This window comes from Lacinutrix sp. 5H-3-7-4 (assembly GCF_000211855.2).
Taxonomy (GTDB): domain Bacteria; phylum Bacteroidota; class Bacteroidia; order Flavobacteriales; family Flavobacteriaceae; genus Lacinutrix.
In genome coordinates this window covers 1,395,019-1,414,876 of sequence record NC_015638.1, presented here as the reverse complement: position 1 = coordinate 1,414,876, position 19,858 = coordinate 1,395,019, and the positions used below count along the sequence as shown (strand labels likewise).

Here is a 19,858-nt window from a genome sequence, read left to right as displayed (position 1 = left end):
TGCGCACCCTTAAAAGAATTAATAACGCAAATAAGAAAAGAAAATGACTAAAGCTGATTTAGTAGCAAAAATTTCTGAGAAATTAGGAATCGAAAAAGGAGATGTACAGGCGACTGTTGAGACATTCATGGAAGAAGTAAAAACATCTTTAGAAGCTGGCGATAATGTTTACCTAAGAGGATTTGGTAGCTTCATAATAAAAACTAGAGCTGAGAAAACTGGTAGAAATATTTCAAAAAATACAACTATTAAAATTCCAGCACACAATATACCAGCATTTAAACCTGCAAAAGTATTTGTAGAAGGTGTAAAAACTAATGTTGACGTAAAGTAATTATAACATAAACGAATTATTAATTTAAAACCCAAAGATCTTATGCCAAGTGGTAAAAAAAGAAAAAGACACAAGGTTGCAACGCACAAGCGCAAGAAAAGAAGACGCGCTAATCGTCACAAAAAGAAAAAATAATTCCAAAAAGTAGTTATATAACTACTTTTTTGGTTTATTAAAAACAATGTTCTTTGAAAACGAACTTAATAAATAACACTTATAACCTTGAGTGTTAGTTAAGTTCTTCGGATTTTTTTTATAAAAATCCTGTGAATGCCTTAATATATTTAAGGCATTATTGCCTGGTAATATCTATCAGGCAAAAAAAGTATAATCCATCTGTTATTCTATTATAGAATAATGGATTAAAATTAACAGTATGAACAAAGAATTGATTATTAGATCTAATTCAGACGGTGTTGATTTTGCCTTATTAAAAGATGGAAAACTAATTGAATTACATAAGGATGAAGATAGTAACAACTTTGCTGTTGGCGATGTGTTTATAGCCAAAATACGTAAAGCTGTTCCTGGACTTAATGCTGCATTTGTAAATGTAGGTTATGAAAAAGATGCTTTTTTGCATTATCATGATTTAGGCCCAAAAATATCTTCTCTTTTAAAGTTCACAAAAAGTGTAAGCACAGGTAAATTAAATGACTTTTCTTTAAAAGAATTCCCATTTGAAAAAGATATTGATAAAGACGGTAAAATAAACAACGTCTTAAAATCAAATCAATCGATGCTAGTACAAATTGTAAAAGAACCAATATCTACCAAAGGTCCTAGAATAAGCTCTGAGCTTTCTATTGCCGGTAGATATATTGTTTTAGTTCCTTTTAGTGATCGGATTTCTATTTCTCAAAAAATAGAAGACAGAGCAGAAAAAGACAGACTTAAACGTTTGGTTAAAAGCATAACTCCAAAAGGTTTTGGAGTTATTGTACGCACGGTAGCCGAAGGCAAAAAAGTAGCCGAATTAGACAAAGATTTACAAAATTTGCTTGGTCGTTGGACCGCAATGTGTAAAAAATTGAATAAAGCACATCACCCTACTAAAGTATTAGGAGAATTAAATAAAGCCTCTTCTATATTAAGAGATATTTTTAATGATACTTTTACAGGAATAGTAGTGGATGACGAAGCGCTTTACATTCAAATTAAAGATTACGTGCAAGAAATTGCACCAAAAAAAGAATCAATAGTCAAACTACATCAGTCTAACGTTCCAATTTTTGAAAAATTTGGAGTAGAAAGACAAATAAAAACCGCTTTTGGCAAAACGGTTTCAATGGCAAAAGGTGCCTATTTAGTAATAGAACATACTGAAGCACTACATGTTATTGATGTAAACAGTGGAAATAGATCTAATAAATCTAACTCACAAGAAGACACAGCCTTAGAAGTAAATTTAATCTCTGCAACAGAAGTCGCTAGACAACTAAGACTCCGTGATATGGGAGGTATAATAGTAGTAGATTTTATAGACTTAAATAAAGCTGAAAATAGAAAAAAACTCTACAATCATCTTCGTGATGAAATGAAAGATGATAGAGCCAAACACAAAATATTACCGCCAAGTAAGTTTGGATTGATTCAAATTACAAGACAAAGAGTAAGGCCAGAAATGAACATCAAAACCAGAGAGGAAAACCCTAATGGTAATGGTGGCGAAGAGGTTGAAGCACCAATTGTATTGGTACAAAAAATTACTCAACAACTTGAACAACTATTTAAAAAAGACTTTAAAAAGGTGACTTTAAACACACACCCTTTTATAGCAGCCTTTCTAACAAAAGGTTTTCCATCTATTCGTTCAAAATGGTTTTTTGAACATAAAAAATGGGTCAAAATTCAACCTAGAGATGCTTACACATATTTAGAATATCATTTTTTTGATAAAAATGGTAACGAAATTAAATAATTAAAAAAGCCGCAACGTAAGTTGCGGCTTTTTTGTTTTTACTAGGTAATTATTGCAAGTTTAGTTAGTTATTGCATGTTTTTTCTAGTGGTTTATATTGTTATTTTTTAGGTCCACCACTTAAAATTTTAAACTCACTTCTACGGTTTAATTGGTGTTGCTCTTCAGTACAATTAGTACCACAGTCTACTGCTAATTCTCTTTCTCCTTTTCCTGCTCCAGAGATTCTTGTAGCGTCTATACCTTTTGATATAATGTATTGTACTGTTGTTTTAGCTCTTCGGTCTGATAATGCATCATTATATTTGTTTGATGCTCTTATATCTGTGTGAGATGTCGCGTAAATAACCATATCTGGGTATTTATTCATTACTTGTACTAAGTTATCTAATTCAAATGCTGCTTTTGCTGTGATGTTAGATTTATCGTAATCAAAGTAAATTGGGCGTAATACTACTTCTTCTACTTCTATTATTTTCTCTATTGGGTCTAAAGCTAATTCTACTGCTACTTCTTCTACATCGTCTCCAGCAATGGCTAATTTATTACTTTCGTAGTCTTGCATTGTTACTTGTAGCTCTGTATCTGTATCACATTCTACAATGTATTCTACTTTACCTTCGGCATTTGTAGTTTTTGTAGATAATACATTGCCCTTACTATCTACTAAGCTTGCGCTTGCTCCTGCTATTGGTGCTTTGGTTTTGTTGTCTACTATTGTTGCTACTATTAATACATCACATAATGGTTGTATTTTTTTAATTTGGTAGATGTCATCATCTCCTTTTCCGCCTTCTCTGTTTGAAGAGACAAAACCTTCTCCTGTTTCTTCGTTAATGTGGAAAGCAAAATCATCTCCATTTGAGTTTACTGGTATACCTACATTACGTACTGGTGCCATTTTACCGTCTATTTCTTTGGTGTAAAATACATCCATTCCTCCAAGTCCTAAGTGTCCTATTGAAGAGAAGTAAAGTGTGTTGTTATCACTAATAAACGGGAACATTTCATGTCCTTCTGTGTTTACTTTTTGTCCCATATTTACTGGAGCTCCTACTTGACCGTTTTCATCTATACTTGCTTTATAGATATCAAACTTTCCAAATCCTCCTGGCATATCGCTGGCAAAGTATATTGTACTTCCGTCTGGACTTACACTTGGGTTTTTTATTGAGTAGTTACGGCTGTTTATTGGTAAGGCTTCTATGTTAGAGAATCCATCACTTCCTTTTGTGGCTTTAAATAAGTGTAATACACTGTATTTTGTGTTTGATAGTGAGTCTTTTTCGTAAATGTTTTCAAAGAAACTTTCTCTTGAAAAATACATTGTTTTTCCGTCTGGTGAAAAAGAAACAACGCCTTCGTGATATTTAGTGTTAATTTTATCTTCTACCATAGTCTCACCTTGGTAAGTACCATCTTCGGCTAAAGTAAATTCGTAAATATCTAAAAATGGTTGCTCGTTCCAACCATACTTTTTTCTAGCTCCATTTCTTGCTGTTGTAATGTATAGTTTACCGTCTTGCATAGTACCTCCAAAATCTGATACAGCAGAGTTAATATCCATGTTTTGAACATTAAATTTCTTACCTCTGTCTAAAATCTTTGGAAGGTAATCTGGGTTAGCCATAAACATTACAGATCTATCGTCTCCGGGACGCATAGAGGCAAATGTTTTCATTTGTGCATTTGAGGCTTCGTACTTACCGTTAGCTTTTAGCATTTCAGAATACTTGAAAACCATTTCTGGTTCCTGATTGGTTTCTAATGCTTTTGCAAACCATTTCTCGGCTTCAACAGTATTAAATATGTTATAATTAGCAATGGCTAATTGTCCATAAATGTATGCATCACCTTCGCCTTTTTCTATTAGTTTTTCGTAGTCTTCTATGGCTTCTACGAATTCTAATTTTGAAAAATGCTTGTCGGCTGATTTGGTTGCCTTGGTTTGTGCTGTCACACTAAAGCAACTTAGGATGACTAGTGTTATTATTAGTTTTATGTGTTTCATCTTTGGTGTCTTTTGGCTTATGTGATTAGAAATAACGTGGTGAACGTGAGACTTTTCTTGGTAGATTAATATCGAAATTAACAAAAATCTCATGTGAGGCATTGGTTACAACATCCAACTCTGATTGTATTGCGTCGTAAGCATAACCTATTCTTAATGCTGGTGAAACTCTAAAGTTTACCATACCACTAAAAGAATCGTCTATACGGTAACCTGCTCCTACTTCTACTACATCGTACATAAATAGGTTTAGGTTTAAATCGTAACTCAATGGTGCATCAAAAGCAAATTTTAATAAAGCGTGTGGCTTTAACTTAAAGTTCTCTGAAAGATCGAATACATAACCTGCTGCTGCAAAAATATGCTCTGTTTCTGAGCCTATTTTTCTACCATCAAAATCTAAATGTGTTCCATTTAATATGTTTGGCATTGAGGCTGAAATGTAATACTTATTTGGTTGGTATAAGTATAATCCCGCTCCTACATTAAAGGTTGTTGTATTTACATCTTGTGAGAAAAATGGATCTCCTGCATCTAATGTTGTTACGCTTCCTGTACCAATGTCATGAAAGGTACCTCCGGCTTTTAAACCGAAGGCTAACTTTGTTACATTTCCTACTGGTAATGAGTAAGAGAAATCTACATAAGCGTTAGTCTCGCTTACTGGTCCTACTTCATCACTTATAAGCGATAACCCTAATCCTACACGATTACCTACTGGTGAATGTATAGATAAGGTTCCTGTGCTTGGTGCGCCTTCTAAACCGACCCATTGGCTACGGTAAAGTGCGCCTATAGATACACTCTCGGTCGACCCAGCATAAGCTGGATTGACCACGTTCATGTTATACATGTACTGTGTGTACTGTGGATCTTGTTGTGCTTGTACTCCTATTACAATAAGTAGTACGATATATACTAATTTCTTCATTGGATTTAATTGTTGGTTTTTTTATTAGTTTGCTCTATTAATATATACCCATGCGGCTTTTGTTTTATTGCCTTGGTAGTTCATTACGTAATAATAGGTTCCTACTGGTAGCTCATCGCCATCTAAAGATTGACCGTGCCATTCATCTTTATAGTTTGTCTTCTCGTAAACCATACGACCATTTCTATTAAATATTTGTAAACTTTGAACATCGAAACTGCTTAAATCAAAATTATCATTTAAACCATCGCCATCTGGTGAGATTCCTTGTGGTATAACACAAGTTTCTAACTCATCTACAAATATACTTTCGCTAGATGTACAACCACTTTGGTTAAACATAACCTCTATCGTGTAAGTACCTGATGTTAATACATTATTAATAGTTAAACTTGTTTGACCTGGTACTAATACGCCTTCGTTATACCAAGTGATTGTTACATCACTCTCAACAAAATTATTTCCTATTGCTGTTACCGAAATTGGGGATGTAGCATTTGGACATACTTCATATAATACATCTGTATCGAAACTTATACTTGGTAAATCACTTACTATAAGATCAAAAGAATTTGTTCTGTAACAATCTGATGCACTTGTATTTTCGACTCTAACATAAATAGTTTGAGGACTAGAGGTATTAGTATATGGAGAAGTTAGTGGATTTGTTCCAGCATCTGCATCTGCTTGTGTTTCATAATAAGAAACATTAAATACAGTAGGATCTTGACCATTAAGTACTGCTGCTGTATTTAGTTCTAAATCAAAATCTTCAACACCATCTCCAGAATCATCATCACATAATTCTAAATCATTAGCACCAGTTATATCTGGAAGAGCTCCTAATACCACTAAGGTAAAGTTTGTATTAGTACTTGCACAACCAGAACCTGAACCTACAGAGTCTACATCTTCAACTCTAACATATATTACAGTTCCGTCTGTTGCAGAATAAGGGAATGTAATTGCATTAACTCCAGATTGAGCATCACTTAACGTTTCATGATAAGTAACTAAGAAATCATTAGGATCCTGACCTGGTGAATCTAAAATAACATTAGATAAAGCACTTAAATCAAAACTTTCTATTCCATCTCCAGATTCGTCATCACAAGTAACAATTGTAACATCATCAGAATCAACAGTATTTACTACTGGTTCTTGATAGAAGTTAAGCTCTACTGCGTATGATGCATTACCCATACATTGGTTATCATATGCAACTACAGAGTATAATCCAGATTCTGTAACTGTAATTGTAGACCCTGTTAAAGTTGGATCGTAAATATTATTAAATGACCACTCAAAAACATCTGCAAAAGGAGAGTCTGCTTCTAAAGTAACAGAATCGTATCCACATAAGTTAGCAACCTCTGGTGTTGATGGATCACTATCTTCATCTAAGAATATTGCATCATCACTTAATAAAGTTACATCAATTTCTCCACTTAAAGTTCCTGCGTTTGGATCTGGCGCATTTGGATCTAAGTTTGTTTGATTAATTTGAATAATTCCTGGATCTCTCTCAAAATTTGTAATTAATAAAATATAAATATCTCCAGCTACAGCATTTGTAATTGTAAAGTTCTCTACAGCAGCTGCAGAATAACTACAAGCTGTTACTGGTGTAGATGGATAATCACCACCACTACAGTAATCATCTCCTGGAGCAAAAGGTCCCCAAAGTGCAAAATCGACATCTAATTCGTCACCAATTGGGTTTCCTGCTGCATCAAAAGCTGTGTTTTGAACCATTTGAATATCAATATCTCCTGAAGATCCTATTTCAACAATACTAAAAGTTGGATTTGGAGAACTTCCTAAACAGTCTATTTGACCTAAACCTGGTATAACATCTATAGTATTATATGTATATAAGTCATCTCCACCTGGACATAAATTTTCTGTAGTATCACAAGTGATATTTGTAGGTGCAATATAAGGTGTTATACATAAATCGAAAGTAGTTGTTGCAGGCGCACTTCCATTAGTAAATATTCTAATGTAATAAGTATTTCCAATTGTTAATTGAGGTGTAACACTTGATAGTAAAGTAAAACCAGAAGTACAACTAATTTCTGTTAATGCTCCACAAGACCCTTCGTATACTGCATGGTCTATATTTGTTGTTGGTGAACCTTGTATATTAGCTAAAGCTATAAGTTGGTATTCACTTGTTGCTTCAAACTGAAACCATACATCATCATCTGGATCTCCACCACAAGATGGGTTTGCAACACCTGAAGGAGAAGCTTCTTGCAAAGTTCCCGGTGTACTCATCTCACATAAAAAACTATCATTTACAACTGCTACAGTAGCATTAGAACAATCATCATTCGCTGGCGGACAAGCATTTAATTGAATTGCTTCACTTGTGATTACACAATTAACATCTTGCTCATTACTTACTGTGAAAATTACATCAATATTAAATGGGTAAGGACCAAATTGTGTTATACCTGTTGCTGAAACTGAAACAGGTGGATTACCTTGGTTGTCTTCAATCTCAACTGATGTTGCATCTCCTAAAGAAGTAATATCCACATTTACTAAAAACTGATCTCCGTTTGCACAATCATCTACAACTCCAAAGTTTGCTGTTGGATTAATACAAGTTGCACAAGCAACTGTAATATCTAAAGGATTTATAGTAGTACTTCCTTGGCAATCAACAGATCCATCTGAAGCTATTGTGAAAGAAATTGTATCTCCAGTAGACTGAAATGATAAACCTCCTAAATTACCACCATTAGTATCGTTAAATAATTCAGTACCATCGGTATCGTAAACAATTAATTCATCACAACAAGATTCTACATTTCCTGAATTTATAATAAAGTTTAAAGGAGAACCATCTGTACTTGTAAACGTAAACACATTAGTATCATTATTTTCATAACAATAATTTAAGTTTTCTGGTCCTACTGTACAATCAACTGAAAAGTTAAGTTGTACTGTTGTTGAAAAAGTTACTGGTCCAGCCCAATCACTAAATCCATCAACTCCACAGTTTGAACGAACGTATACTTCGTAATCTGTTTGAAAATTTAAGTTTGTTGCATTAACTGTTGTTGTTGTAGAGGCTGTACCTGCGCCTGTTGGCTCACCAGTATTTGCAACTTGTATTACATATTCCCATGAAGTTTCTCCTCCACCTGCCATCCAACTAATGTCGGCAGTAGTTCCTGTTATATTTGCTATTGATATTCCTCCTGGAATAACACATGCTGGCAACTCATCGAAAGTAACATCGTCTATTGCAATATCATCATAGAACCCTGTTGATGTTTCAGAGAAAGTAAAACGTGCTTGAACATCTCCAGTTATTGTTAATGTACTAATGTCTATTATTTTCAATTCCCATCCAGAAGTGTTTGTGTTGTATGTACCCATTGGGTTCCAAGCAGCACCATCCCAAACTTCTACATCTAATTGTGAATTGTCATTTCCTTCATTATCACTTAATTCATAAAACGATAATGCAGGAGTTGTTAATGTCGACACATCTATTAATGGTGTTGTTAAAACTACTGGACCATCATCTCCAGATGAGTCTACCCATGCAAAATAATCGTTAGTAGCTGTTGAACCTGTAATTGTTCCGTCATTTCCAATGTGATTAAAACCAGGATCGTTATCAAACTGCCAATCTTCTCCACCAGACATTGTCCAGCATAATGGTATAATTCCTCCGTTTTCAAATCCTTCAGTATATGGTGCTATAAATGTTGTACACTCTGTATCGAATTCTAAAGGACCAATCCAATCACTAAATTCTGTACCACAATTTGCTCTTACATAATATTCATAAGTTGTAGCAGCAGTTAAACCTGTTGCTGTGTATGGATTAGTTGTTGCAGCCATTCCTGCTCCAGTAGGAATTCCTGTTCCTGGTGCCTGTACTGCAACTTCCCATGCTGTTTCTGTTCCATTTACCATCCAAGATAAAGTAGCTGTAGTATCTGTTGCACTATCAACAGCTAAATTTCCTGGGTTTACACATGATGGTAACTCATCAAAAGTAACATCGTCTATTGCGATATCATCATAGAATCCTGTTGATGTTTCAGAGAAAATAAATCGTGCTTGAACGTCTCCAGTTATTGTTAGTGTACTTAAGTTTATTGTTTTTTCTTCCCAACCATTTGTATTGGTGTTATAAGTAGCCATTAAATTCCATGCAGCACCATCCCAAACCTCAACATCTAATTGAGAGTTGTCATTATCTTCGTTATCACTTAATTCATAAAAAGATAAAGCTGGTGTTGCTAATGTAGATACGTCAACTAATGGTGTGGTTAAAGTTGTTGGCCCATCATCTCCTGAAGAGTCTACCCATGCAAAGTAATCATTAGTTGCTGTTGTTCCTGTAATTGTACCATTGTCTCCAATGTGATTAAAACCAGGATCATTATCAAACTGCCAGTCTTCTCCACCATCCATTGTCCAACATAATGGAATATCTCCACCATTTTCAAAACCTTCTGTATATGGTGCTACAAACGTTGTGCACTCTGTAGCAAAATTTATTGGTCCAACCCAAATACTAAAATCACCACCACAATCTGCACGAACATAAGCTTCATAATTAGTTGCAGGTGTTAATCCTGTTGCAACATAAGGATTATTAGAAGTAGTTGCTGTACCAGAACCTGTTGGCATTCCAGTTCCAGGAGTTTGTATTGCAACCTCCCAAGCTGTTTCAGTTCCTCCGGCTGTCCATGAAATATCTGCTGTTGTTGATGTTGCACTTAAAAAAGTGAAACTATCTGGATTTGGACAAGTTGCATTGTAAACAATAACATTATCTACTAACCAATACCAAGCCCAAGAATCTGCATCGTCGTAAACAAAGCGAATTTGCATTGCATTATTAGAATATGCTGTAAGATCTATATGTTGTTGATCTGGATTACTAAATGCTCCTGCTGTTGCTGTTTGAGTTAAAACAGGAACCCATGCAGTACCATCCCAAACTTCAACAACGGCTGTATCTGCTCCAATATTTCTATAGTATTGATCAAAATCAAGAAATATTGCGGTTGCTCCTGTAGTATCAAAAGTAGGAGAGGTAAGGGTTTCAATAAGTAATGTTCCATTTCCGTTAGCATCACTATCTACAAAGGCAGCATTAGTGCCATCAAGATTGTTAACACCTCCAACTTGTCCAGAAATCCATGAATCTCCAGTAGCTGCTCCTGCATCATCAACTGTCCATGTTGCAGGTATGCTTGTGTCGAAATTTTCACTCAAATAAGTTTGTGCACTTATTGATATACTTATTAAAAGTAACATCAATAATAAGGTAGTCTTTTTCATTATGGTATTTTCATTAGTTTAAAGTTATCTAAACTAAAAAAAATTATTACGGCAATATCAATAAAAAATGCTTAATAGATTAAATGCAGTTTTCACCTGATGAGTTGTGTTAAAATAAAAAGCATTCAAGTATTCAGTATTCTTTTATAACAACGAATGAACACTCATTCAAGGCTTTGAATTATGGTGCTGGATTAGGGATTGTAGCGTGTATATTATTAATTTCTTCTAGTATTATAGGCGATAAATTAATTTCTATACTGTTAATATTTTCTTTAAGTTGCTCTATACTAGTTGCTCCTATAATATTACTTGTTATAAATGGCTGTTGATTTACAAATGCTAATGCCATTTGTGCTAAAGACATATTGTTTTTTTCTGCTAAAGCTAAGTATTGCTTTGTTGCTTTTGTTGATTGTTCGCTACTGTAACGTGCAAATCTTGGAAAAAGCTTTAGTCTTGAATTTTCTGTTGCTTGGTTTTTTATGTATTTACCAGAAAGCACTCCAAATGCCATTGGCGAATATGCTAGAAGTCCAATATTTTCTCTTATTGCTATCTCTGCCATATCTCCTTCAAATACCCTATTTAATAATGAATAGGCATTTTGTATAGTTATTGGTCTTGGCAGGTTGTTTTGTTTTGCTTCTTGAAGATAACGCATAGTTCCCCAAGCTTTTTCGTTTGATATACCAACGTGTCTTATTTTTCCAGATTTTACAACCTCATCTAAGCTTTGTAAAACTTCTTTAAAATTGTCATTCCATGCATCATTTGGATTGTGCTTGTAGTCTCTGCTGCCAAATGTATTTGTTTCTCTTTCTGGCCAATGTAATTGAAAAAGGTCTATATAATCTGTTTGTAATCTTTGTAACTCGTTATTTACTGCGTCTTTTATACTTTGTTTGCTAAATCCCGTGGTTCTAATATGCGCTGTGTATTCTCCTGTTCCTGCTATTTTTGACCCTATTACTACTTTATCTCTTTTTCCTGATTTTTTTAGCCATGTTCCTATAATTTCACTTGTTCTACCTTGTGTTTTTGCTTCGGCTGGTACTGGATAAAGTTCTGCTGTGTCTATAAAATTTACACCTTGGTCTATTGCGAAATCTAATTGTTTGTGACCTTCTGCTTCGGTGTTTTGGTTTCCCCAAGTCATTGAGCCTAAACAAATTTTACTAACTTTTATATTTGTAGATGGTAGTGTTGTGTATTTCATAATTTATAATTTCTTTTTACTAAAAGGCTTTACTAAAGTAATTTACCAAAAATTAAATTGCTTGTAATTTGGTTTAAATGTTTGTTAATATGCCCGCGTTAGGGATGGAGCAATTGTTGGAGCTCCTCGCAGAGAGCGACTTGCGAGAGCCCGACCAAGACATAGCTTTGCTTGGCTTGGTAACGCCCTAAAATTACATGTCTAGCTCTAATAATATTGGACAGTGATCGCTGTGCACGGCTTGTGTTAATATTACTGCTCTTTTTATTTTTTGCTTTAATGGTTGTGTTACCATGGCATAGTCTAATCGCCAGCCTTTATTGTTTGCTCTGGCATTGGCACGGTAACTCCACCAACTGTATTCTACTTTTTCTGGATTTAGATAGCGGTAAGAATCTACCAAACCACTGTCTATAAAGTTGCCTATCCATTCGCGTTCTACTGGCAGGAAACCTGAAACGTTTTTCATTTTTGGGTTATGTATATCTATGGCTTCGTGACATATGTTATAATCGCCACATATTACTAGGTTTGGTATGGTTTCTCTAAGTTTGTTTACATAGTCTTGAATTTCGTCCATGTAATTTAGCTTGAATTCTAAACGGTCCATATTTGTTCCTGATGGTAAATACATGCTCATGACTGATACTCCATCAAAATCTGCACGTATATTACGACCTTCGAAATCCATTGTTTCTATTCCGGTTCCAAATTCTACATGGTTTGGTTTTATTTTACTTAAAATTGCCACACCACTATACCCTTTTTTATTAGCACTAAACCAATAATGATATTTATAACCAAGTGCCTCGAAAGCTTCTACATCTACTTGGTCTTGCATAGCTTTAATTTCTTGCAAACATAAAACATCTGGATTGGCTCCTTCTAGCCATTCTATAAATCCTTTTTTTAATGCTGCACGTATACCGTTTACGTTGTAAGAAATGATTTTCATATTATTTTTTTAGGTTTTAGCTAAAATAATATAATGCATTACTTTTACAGCTTTATTAGTTATTGAAATATTGAAAAACTATTAACAAAATATATTTACTTGTTTTTAGTTTAACTATTGTATGAAATTTACGCTAACTTTTTTTGCTTTCCTTTTTATAGGTTTTGCCTTTGCTCAAAATGCAAACGGAAACTATAAACAAAAAACAGTTGCTGTAACTCAAGAAATTTTAATTGACTCTGTAAGTATTAATGCTAAAGATTTTAAAGTTACTTTAAAAGATAGCACCATTATTGATACTACATATTATAGTGTAGATTTTTCTAAAGCTCTTTTAAAATTTAAAAAACCTATTGCTGCAGACTCTATAAATATTAGCTATTTAAAGTATCCTGATTTTTTAATAAAAACGTACAAACAATTTGATGATGCTGTTATTGTTGAAAATAACAATAAACTAAATAAAATATACCGTATTTCTCAACCTAATACTACTAACACGTTTACGCCTTTTGATGGCTTAACTACTAGCGGAAGTATTTCTCGTGGTATTACTATTGGCAACAACCAAAACTCGGTTTTAAATAGCGAGTTAGACTTACAGATTACTGGTAAATTAAGTGAAACCGTTTCGCTACGCGCCTCTATACAAGATGCTAATATACCTTTACAAGAAAGTGGTTACTCACAAAGACTAGATGAGTTTGACCAAGTTTTTGTTGAGATTTTTAGCGATAGATGGAATGTTCGTGCAGGAGATATAGATTTAGAAAACTCAAATTCTTATTTCTCGGCTTTTTCAAAACGTGTTCAAGGTCTATCTCTTAAAGCCAATTTAGGCAAAGAATCTCAAACCAATTTATTTGCTGCTGGTGCAATTGTTCGTGGCCAATTTACTACTAGCCAATTTACTGCGCAAGAAGGTAATCAAGGTCCTTATAAATTACAAGGTCCCAATGGTGAATTATTTGTACTTATTGTTTCTGGTAGCGAAACCGTTTATGTTAATGGTATTGCCATAAAACGTGGCGAAAGCGAAGATTATATTATAGATTATAATGCTGGAGAAATTATATTTAATTCTACTTTTCCAATAACTAGCGAAATGAGAATTACTGTAGACTACCAATTTAGCGACCGTAATTACTCTAGAATTGTGGCTTATGGTGGTGGTAATTATACTAGCGAGAAATTTAGTATTGGAGCTTCGGTTTACTCTGAAAATGATTCTAAAAACAACCCATTACAACAGAACCTATCTCCAGAGCAAGTAGAAATATTAAGCGAAGCTGGTGATGAAAGGTCACAAATGGTTGCACCATCAAGCGTAGAAGAAGCTTATAACGAAAACCGAATTTTATACAGAAAAATAATTATTGGTGGCGAAGAGGTTTTTGAATATTCTAACAACCCAGACGATACCCTATTTAGTGTACGCTTTACCAATGTTGGCGAGTCTCAAGGTAATTACACTATTAGTAGTATTAATGCCATAAATACCATTTATGAATATGTTGCACCAGTTTTAGGTGTACCACAAGGTAATTTTGAACCTATAGTACAATTAGTCGCGCCTGTAAAATTACAAGTCGCCGTTGTAAACGGAACGTATACTCCTACCGAGAAAACTCAACTTAATTTTGAACTTGCCGGTAGTAAAAACGATTTAAATTTATTCTCAAATTTAGATGATAATAATAACGACGGATTTGCTGCTAAACTTAATATTAAACAAAATATTATTAAACAAGACAGCCTTTGGAATGTAAATGCTTTTGTAGATACAGATTTTATACAACAAGAATTTAGAAACATTGAAGGTTTATATAATGTAGAATTTAATAGAGATTGGAATATTGATGCCAATACAACAACTGGTTTAAATAGTAATTTTGGCGATCAATTATTATTCTCTGCTGGTACTAATGCTTTTCATGACAAAAAAGGAAATGCTAATTATTTGTACGAGCACCTTAATTTTTCACAAGACTTCACAGGAAATAGACATTCTATAAATGCTAATTTATTTTTAAATGAAAAGCTTTGGATTAATACAAATTCAAGCTTTTTAAAAGCTGAAGCTACTTTGAGTAATTCAACATTTTTTAGAACTTACAATACTTTAAGATACAGTTTTGGCAAACCATGGATTGGTGGAAGGTTTAGTGCCGAAAACAATAAACAAACCAATAATGCCACCCAACAACTTACAGATTTAAGTCAAAAATTTACTGCATACGAAGCCTTTACAGGTATTGGAGATAGCACCAATGTTTTTGTAGAAGTTGGTTATAAATATCGAGTAAACGATAGCATAAGAAATAATGAACTTAAACGTGTTAACAACTCAAACACTTATTATTTAGATTCTCGTTTAATTAAAAATGCAAAAACCAATTTATCGCTATTTGTAAACTACAGAAAATTAAATAGTAAAGATGAAAGCATAGAAAACGAACAATCTTTAAATTCCAGGTTGGTTTATAATCAACAACTGTTTAAAAACTTTGTACAATGGAATACGGTTTTCGAAACCAATTCTGGTACCTTACCGCAACAAGATTTTACATACGTAGAAGTAGAACCTGGTCAAGGTGCTTATACCTGGAACGATTATAATAATAATGGCATACAAGAAATTGAAGAATTTGAAATAGCCCAATTTCAAGATCAAGGTCAATACATAAGAGTGCTTTTACCAAATCAAGTTTTTATAAAAACACATCAAAATAGGTTAAGCCAATCTATTACCATAAACCCAGGAGAATGGCAAAATAGCGACAATAAAACAAAAAAATTCTGGTCTCATTTTTATAACCAGAGTAGTTATTTAGTAGATAGAAAATTAAAACGTGATGGTAATAATTTTAATCTTAATCCATTTGAAAACGATGAAGTTAACCAACTTGGGCTTCAGTTAAATTTTAGAAATGTTTTGTTTTTTAACCGCGGAAAACAGCATTACACAACATCTTACACGTATTTAAACAATGAGTCTAGAAACGTTTTAAGCTTTCTCTCTAACACAGGAAATCCTGAAGACGTAAGTTTTGTTGCCAATACTTTAAAAAGTCATCAATTTAATTTTAACCATAAATTTGCTGAAAGCTGGCTAATAAATTTTTTAAGTAGTTTTGATACAAATGAAACGTTTAGTAACAACTTTGTGTCTAGAAATTTTAAAATAGACGAAGAGCGCTTTAATCCAAAACTTTCTTATTTACTAAACGATAAAATACGTTTTGATGTGTTCTACCAATACAGTAACAAAGCAAATACTATTGGTGGATTAGAAACTTTGGAGCAACAAAAATATGGGTTATCTTTTTCTATAAACGCCAATGTAAAATCTGCGATTTCTGGCGAGTTTAATGTGTTTTCTAATACGTTTGAAGGTAACGCTAACTCACCTGTTGGCTACCAAATGCTAGAAGGTTTACAACCTGGTAAAAACCTTACTTGGACTTTACTTGCCCAACAAAAAATAACAAAGTATCTAGATTTAAACCTTAATTATTTTGGACGTAAAACCGAAACTAGTAATACAATACATACTGGTACTGTACAATTGAAAGCTTATTTTTAGGAAAATAAAAAACTCCCAAACAAATATATGTTTGAGAGTTGTTTTTTTGAGATTAGCTATGCTGAATCTTAGATTTCCTACCTACGCAGGAATTTATTACTTCATTTTCATTAACCACGTTTTAACATCAACTTCTTTTTTAATAATACTTTTTAAATCTTCAATTTTAACACGAGATTGTTCCATTGTGTCTCTATGTCTTATGGTTACAGTATTGTCTTCTAAAGTATCGTGATCTACAGTAATACAAAACGGTGTTCCGTTGGCATCTTGCCTTCTATAACGTCTTCCTACGGCATCTTTCTCGTCGTAAGTAACATTAAAGTCCCATTTTAAATCTTCAACTATTTTTTTAGCGACATCTGGCAATCCATCCTTTTTTACTAATGGTAAAATAGCTGCTTTAAATGGCGCTAATACTGCTGGTAATTTTAAAACGGTTCTGGTTGTATTATTTTCTAATTCTTCTTCTACTAAAGCGTTAGAGAATACTGCTAAAAACATACGGTCTAAACCTATAGATGTTTCTAAAACGTACGGTGTATAACTTGCATTATCTTCGTGATCGAAATATTGTAATTTTTTTCCAGAGTGTTCTTCGTGAGCTTTTAAATCGAAATCTGTTCGTGAGTGAATACCTTCTAACTCTTTAAAGCCAAACGGAAATTTAAACTCAATATCTGCTGCGGCATCTGCATAGTGTGCTAATTTTTCATGGTCATGAAAACGGTAGTTTTCTGCTCCCATACCAAGAGATAAATGCCATTTCATTCTGGTTTCTTTCCAGTGCTCATACCATTCGCCTTGAGTTCCTGGCTTTATAAAAAATTGCATTTCCATTTGCTCAAACTCACGCATTCTAAAAATAAATTGTCTTGCTACAATTTCGTTTCTAAAGGCTTTTCCTGTTTGTGCAATACCAAAAGGAATTTTCATGCGCCCAGTTTTTTGTACGTTTAAAAAGTTTACAAAAATACCTTGTGCTGTTTCTGGTCTTAAATACAAATCCATTGCACTTTCTGCGCTGGCTCCAAGTTTAGTACCAAACATTAAATTAAATTGCTTAACATCTGTCCAGTTTCTACTACCGCTAACTGGGCAATTAATTTCTAATTCTTCAATTAGCAACTTAACATCTGCTAAATCTTCTTTTTCTAAAGATTTTCCTAAACGGGATAATATACTATCTATTTTTTCTTGGTACCCTAAAACACGTGGATTAGTGCTTAAAAACTCTTCTTTATTAAAGGCGTCACCAAAGCGTTTGCTTGCTTTTTTTACTTCCTTTTCTATTTTGTTTTCAATTTTAAGGCAATAATCTTCTACTAAAACATCTGCTCTGTAACGTTTTTTAGAGTCTTTATTATCTATTAATGGATCGCTAAAGGCATCTACGTGACCAGAGGCTTTCCATGTGGTTGGATGCATAAATATTGCTGCATCTATACCAACAATATTATCATGCATTTGTACCATGGCTTTCCACCAATAGTCGCGAATGTTCTTTTTTAACTCTACTCCGTTTTGTGCGTAATCGTAAACAGCACTTAGGCCGTCGTAAATTTCACTGCTTTGAAATACGTAACCGTATTCTTTTGCGTGAGAGATTACTTTTTTAAATTGATCGTCTTGATTTGCCATAGCTACAAAAATAAAAAACCGCTCCATATTTGGAACGGTTTTTATAAAAATATTGAGGGTTATATTTATTTTAATTCAATGGTTGTTTTTCCTAATGTTTTACCGTTGTGAAAAACATTTACAAAGTACAGGCCTTTTTCTAATGTTTCTTCTTCTTCCTTTTCTATTAAAACACAAACATCTTGCGCTTTATTTTTAAAGTTTATGGTTTTCTTATAAGAATATATTAATGAACGTTTTCCAAACACTGTTGAGCCTTTATCTGCTACTACATTCATTTTATTATCTAAAATCTGAATGTATAAATCCTCTTCTCCTTCTGTTATAAACTCGTTTTTTGTTATTGTAAAACAAACATCTATTTTATTTGTTTTTCTAGCGTATTTAGTGTCTACTTTTCTTCTAGAATTTATTCTTTTTATTGCTTGAGCTTCTAAATTTACTATACTTAGTTGCTTTGCTTTTTCTAAATCTTCTTTTAAATTAAAGTTAGCACTAATTAACTGCTTATTTTGTTGTTTAATATCTTTAACAACTGTTTTTTCGTTTGCTAAAACGGTTTCAAAATCTTGGGTTATTTCTTTTAGCGCTTTATTTTCGGCTTGTAATGTATTTACTACAGCCAAAATTTTAGCTTTCTCTAATTTTAAAACTCTAATTTGGTTTTTATATTTAGATATTAAAGATCCACTTGGTCTTATATTTTTAACAGAGTCTAAAATGATTTGCATTTTAGTTTTTGCTTTCTCAAATTGAATTTTTAAACCTTCGTTTTCTACTTCAATTTTATCGTATTGAGAAATCATTTCAGACAATTCGTTTTCTACAAGTTTGTTTTCCTGCTCAACAAATGCCTGGTTTTCTTTTACGTCTTTATAACTTATGTAACTAAAAGAACCTAATACTGCTATTGCTATAATCAATGAACCAATAATTAATCTGTAGCTAAATGGTTGAGGGTTAACTATCATCTTACATTATTAATTTAATACGCGAAACTATTAATAAAGTTTGTTTATTCTTCTTTTAATCGTTAAACAGATAAAAAAATTGATAAAGCAATAATTTTTCGCCAAATACAGTCTTAATACTTTCATTTAATTTAAAAAAAGTAACTTTATAATAAATACAATCGCTTATGTATTTGCTTTTTAACAAGTTGAAACTTTAACTAATTGTGATAAATTCTCTTATAAACCTTTTCTTCCCTAAAGTTTGTAGCGCTTGTAAACTATTGTTAAATGATAACGAAAAATATATTTGCACCACTTGCAGGCACAATTTACCTGTTACTAATTACCATAAAACAAATGATGACTTTGTAAAAAAAGTATTTTATGGCCGAGCAAAATTAGAACAAGCAACAGCATTACTCCGCTTTGAAAAAAAAGGTATTGTACAACAGCTTTTACATGATTTAAAATATAGAGAGCAACAACAAATAGGAACGTTTTTAGGTAAATGGCTTGGTATAGAATTAAAAGAAACAAATAATTACAACGCTATAGATATGGTTATTCCAGTACCACTTCACAAAACCAAATTAGGTAGTAGAGGCTATAACCAAGTAGAAAAATTTGGAAAAGAGATTGCTCTAGCTCTAAATACAGAATATCAAGATAAAATTTTACAAAAAATTACAAATACAAGCTCACAGGTTAACAAAAAACGTTTTGCACGTTGGCAAAACAACACAGAACTTTTTGCAGTTACCAATACACAAAAACTTAATAATAAACACATTTTACTGGTAGACGACATTATAACAACTGGCGCTACTTTAGAGGCTTGCATAGCAGAACTTAATAAAGCTAACAATATAAAAATAAGTATCGCTACAATGGCAATAGCCTAGTTTACGTTAAATTCTTTATAAACCTTTAAGGTTAACACAAATCTATTTATGTTAGTTTATAAATAAGTTGTTAATTTGCCTATTAA

General features: G+C 33.0%; 11 protein-coding genes. 4 read left to right on the top strand and 7 right to left on the bottom strand.

Annotated elements, in window-relative coordinates:
- Nucleotides 1-43: 43 nt before the first annotated feature.
- A complete protein-coding gene (locus tag LACAL_RS06140) occupies nucleotides 44-334 on the top strand; it encodes an HU family DNA-binding protein (RefSeq protein ID WP_013869848.1) in 291 nt (96 codons plus the stop codon).
- A 376-nt stretch (nucleotides 335-710) separates the two neighbouring features.
- Nucleotides 711-2,255: a ribonuclease E/G gene (locus LACAL_RS06135; protein WP_013869846.1), complete on the top strand. Its 1,545-nt coding sequence runs from the start codon at nucleotides 711-713 to the stop codon at nucleotides 2,253-2,255.
- A 100-nt stretch (nucleotides 2,256-2,355) separates the two neighbouring features.
- Here LACAL_RS06135 and LACAL_RS06130 read toward each other — a convergent pair whose 3' ends face one another.
- The 5 genes from LACAL_RS06130 to LACAL_RS06110 all read right to left on the bottom strand — a co-directional run bounded on the left by LACAL_RS06130 (nucleotide 2,356) and on the right by LACAL_RS06110 (nucleotide 12,690).
- Nucleotides 2,356-4,215, bottom strand: a complete 1,860-nt coding sequence (locus LACAL_RS06130; protein ID WP_237701014.1) for an OmpA family protein — start codon at nucleotides 4,213-4,215, stop codon at nucleotides 2,356-2,358.
- Between the two features lie 76 nt (nucleotides 4,216-4,291).
- The gene (locus tag LACAL_RS06125) at nucleotides 4,292-5,197 is read right to left on the bottom strand and encodes a type IX secretion system membrane protein PorP/SprF (protein WP_013869544.1); all 906 of its coding nucleotides are present in this window, start codon (nucleotides 5,195-5,197) and stop codon (nucleotides 4,292-4,294) included.
- A 24-nt stretch (nucleotides 5,198-5,221) separates the two neighbouring features.
- Nucleotides 5,222-10,516 carry a fibronectin type III domain-containing protein gene (locus LACAL_RS15550; RefSeq protein WP_013869844.1) on the bottom strand — a complete coding sequence of 1,765 codons (5,295 nt, stop codon included), beginning with the start codon at nucleotides 10,514-10,516 and terminating at the stop codon, nucleotides 5,222-5,224.
- A 181-nt stretch (nucleotides 10,517-10,697) separates the two neighbouring features.
- A complete protein-coding gene (locus tag LACAL_RS06115) occupies nucleotides 10,698-11,735 on the bottom strand; it encodes an aldo/keto reductase (RefSeq protein ID WP_013869843.1) in 1,038 nt (345 codons plus the stop codon).
- Nucleotides 11,736-11,928: 193 nt separating this feature from the next.
- On the bottom strand, nucleotides 11,929-12,690 hold the full coding sequence (locus LACAL_RS06110; protein WP_013869842.1) for an exodeoxyribonuclease III: 762 nt from the start codon (nucleotides 12,688-12,690) through the stop codon (nucleotides 11,929-11,931).
- A gap of 121 nt (nucleotides 12,691-12,811) precedes the next feature.
- Between LACAL_RS06110 and LACAL_RS06105 the strand changes: the two genes are divergently transcribed.
- Nucleotides 12,812-16,276, top strand: a complete 3,465-nt coding sequence (locus LACAL_RS06105; protein WP_013869841.1) for a hypothetical protein — start codon at nucleotides 12,812-12,814, stop codon at nucleotides 16,274-16,276.
- 96 nt (nucleotides 16,277-16,372) lie between these two features.
- Here LACAL_RS06105 and LACAL_RS06100 read toward each other — a convergent pair whose 3' ends face one another.
- The gene (locus tag LACAL_RS06100) at nucleotides 16,373-17,917 is read right to left on the bottom strand and encodes a glycine--tRNA ligase (protein ID WP_041301752.1); all 1,545 of its coding nucleotides are present in this window, start codon (nucleotides 17,915-17,917) and stop codon (nucleotides 16,373-16,375) included.
- A 65-nt stretch (nucleotides 17,918-17,982) separates the two neighbouring features.
- Entirely contained in the window at nucleotides 17,983-18,888 is a 906-nt protein-coding gene (locus LACAL_RS06095) for a hypothetical protein (RefSeq protein ID WP_013869839.1), read from the bottom strand.
- A 206-nt stretch (nucleotides 18,889-19,094) separates the two neighbouring features.
- On the opposite strand from LACAL_RS06095, the gene LACAL_RS06090 reads away from it, so the two are divergent.
- A complete protein-coding gene (locus tag LACAL_RS06090; RefSeq protein ID WP_041301328.1) occupies nucleotides 19,095-19,772 on the top strand; it encodes a ComF family protein in 678 nt (225 codons plus the stop codon).
- Nucleotides 19,773-19,858: the final 86 nt, after the last annotated feature.

Bases quoted from the DNA above. Each gene is read 5' to 3' on its own strand.
- LACAL_RS06110 (WP_013869842.1), bottom strand. From the start codon at position 12,690: ATGAAAATCATTTCTTACAACGTAAACGGTATACGTGCAGCATTAAAA.
- LACAL_RS15550 (WP_013869844.1), bottom strand. From the start codon at position 10,516: ATGAAAAAGACTACCTTATTATTGATGTTACTTTTAATAAGTATATCA.
- LACAL_RS06100 (WP_041301752.1), bottom strand. From the start codon at position 17,917: ATGGCAAATCAAGACGATCAATTTAAAAAAGTAATCTCTCACGCAAAA.
- LACAL_RS06105 (WP_013869841.1), top strand. From the start codon at position 12,812: ATGAAATTTACGCTAACTTTTTTTGCTTTCCTTTTTATAGGTTTTGCC.
- LACAL_RS06135 (WP_013869846.1), top strand. From the start codon at position 711: ATGAACAAAGAATTGATTATTAGATCTAATTCAGACGGTGTTGATTTT.
- LACAL_RS06115 (WP_013869843.1), bottom strand. From the start codon at position 11,735: ATGAAATACACAACACTACCATCTACAAATATAAAAGTTAGTAAAATT.
- LACAL_RS06095 (WP_013869839.1), bottom strand. From the start codon at position 18,888: ATGATAGTTAACCCTCAACCATTTAGCTACAGATTAATTATTGGTTCA.
- LACAL_RS06125 (WP_013869544.1), bottom strand. From the start codon at position 5,197: ATGAAGAAATTAGTATATATCGTACTACTTATTGTAATAGGAGTACAA.
- LACAL_RS06140 (WP_013869848.1), top strand. From the start codon at position 44: ATGACTAAAGCTGATTTAGTAGCAAAAATTTCTGAGAAATTAGGAATC.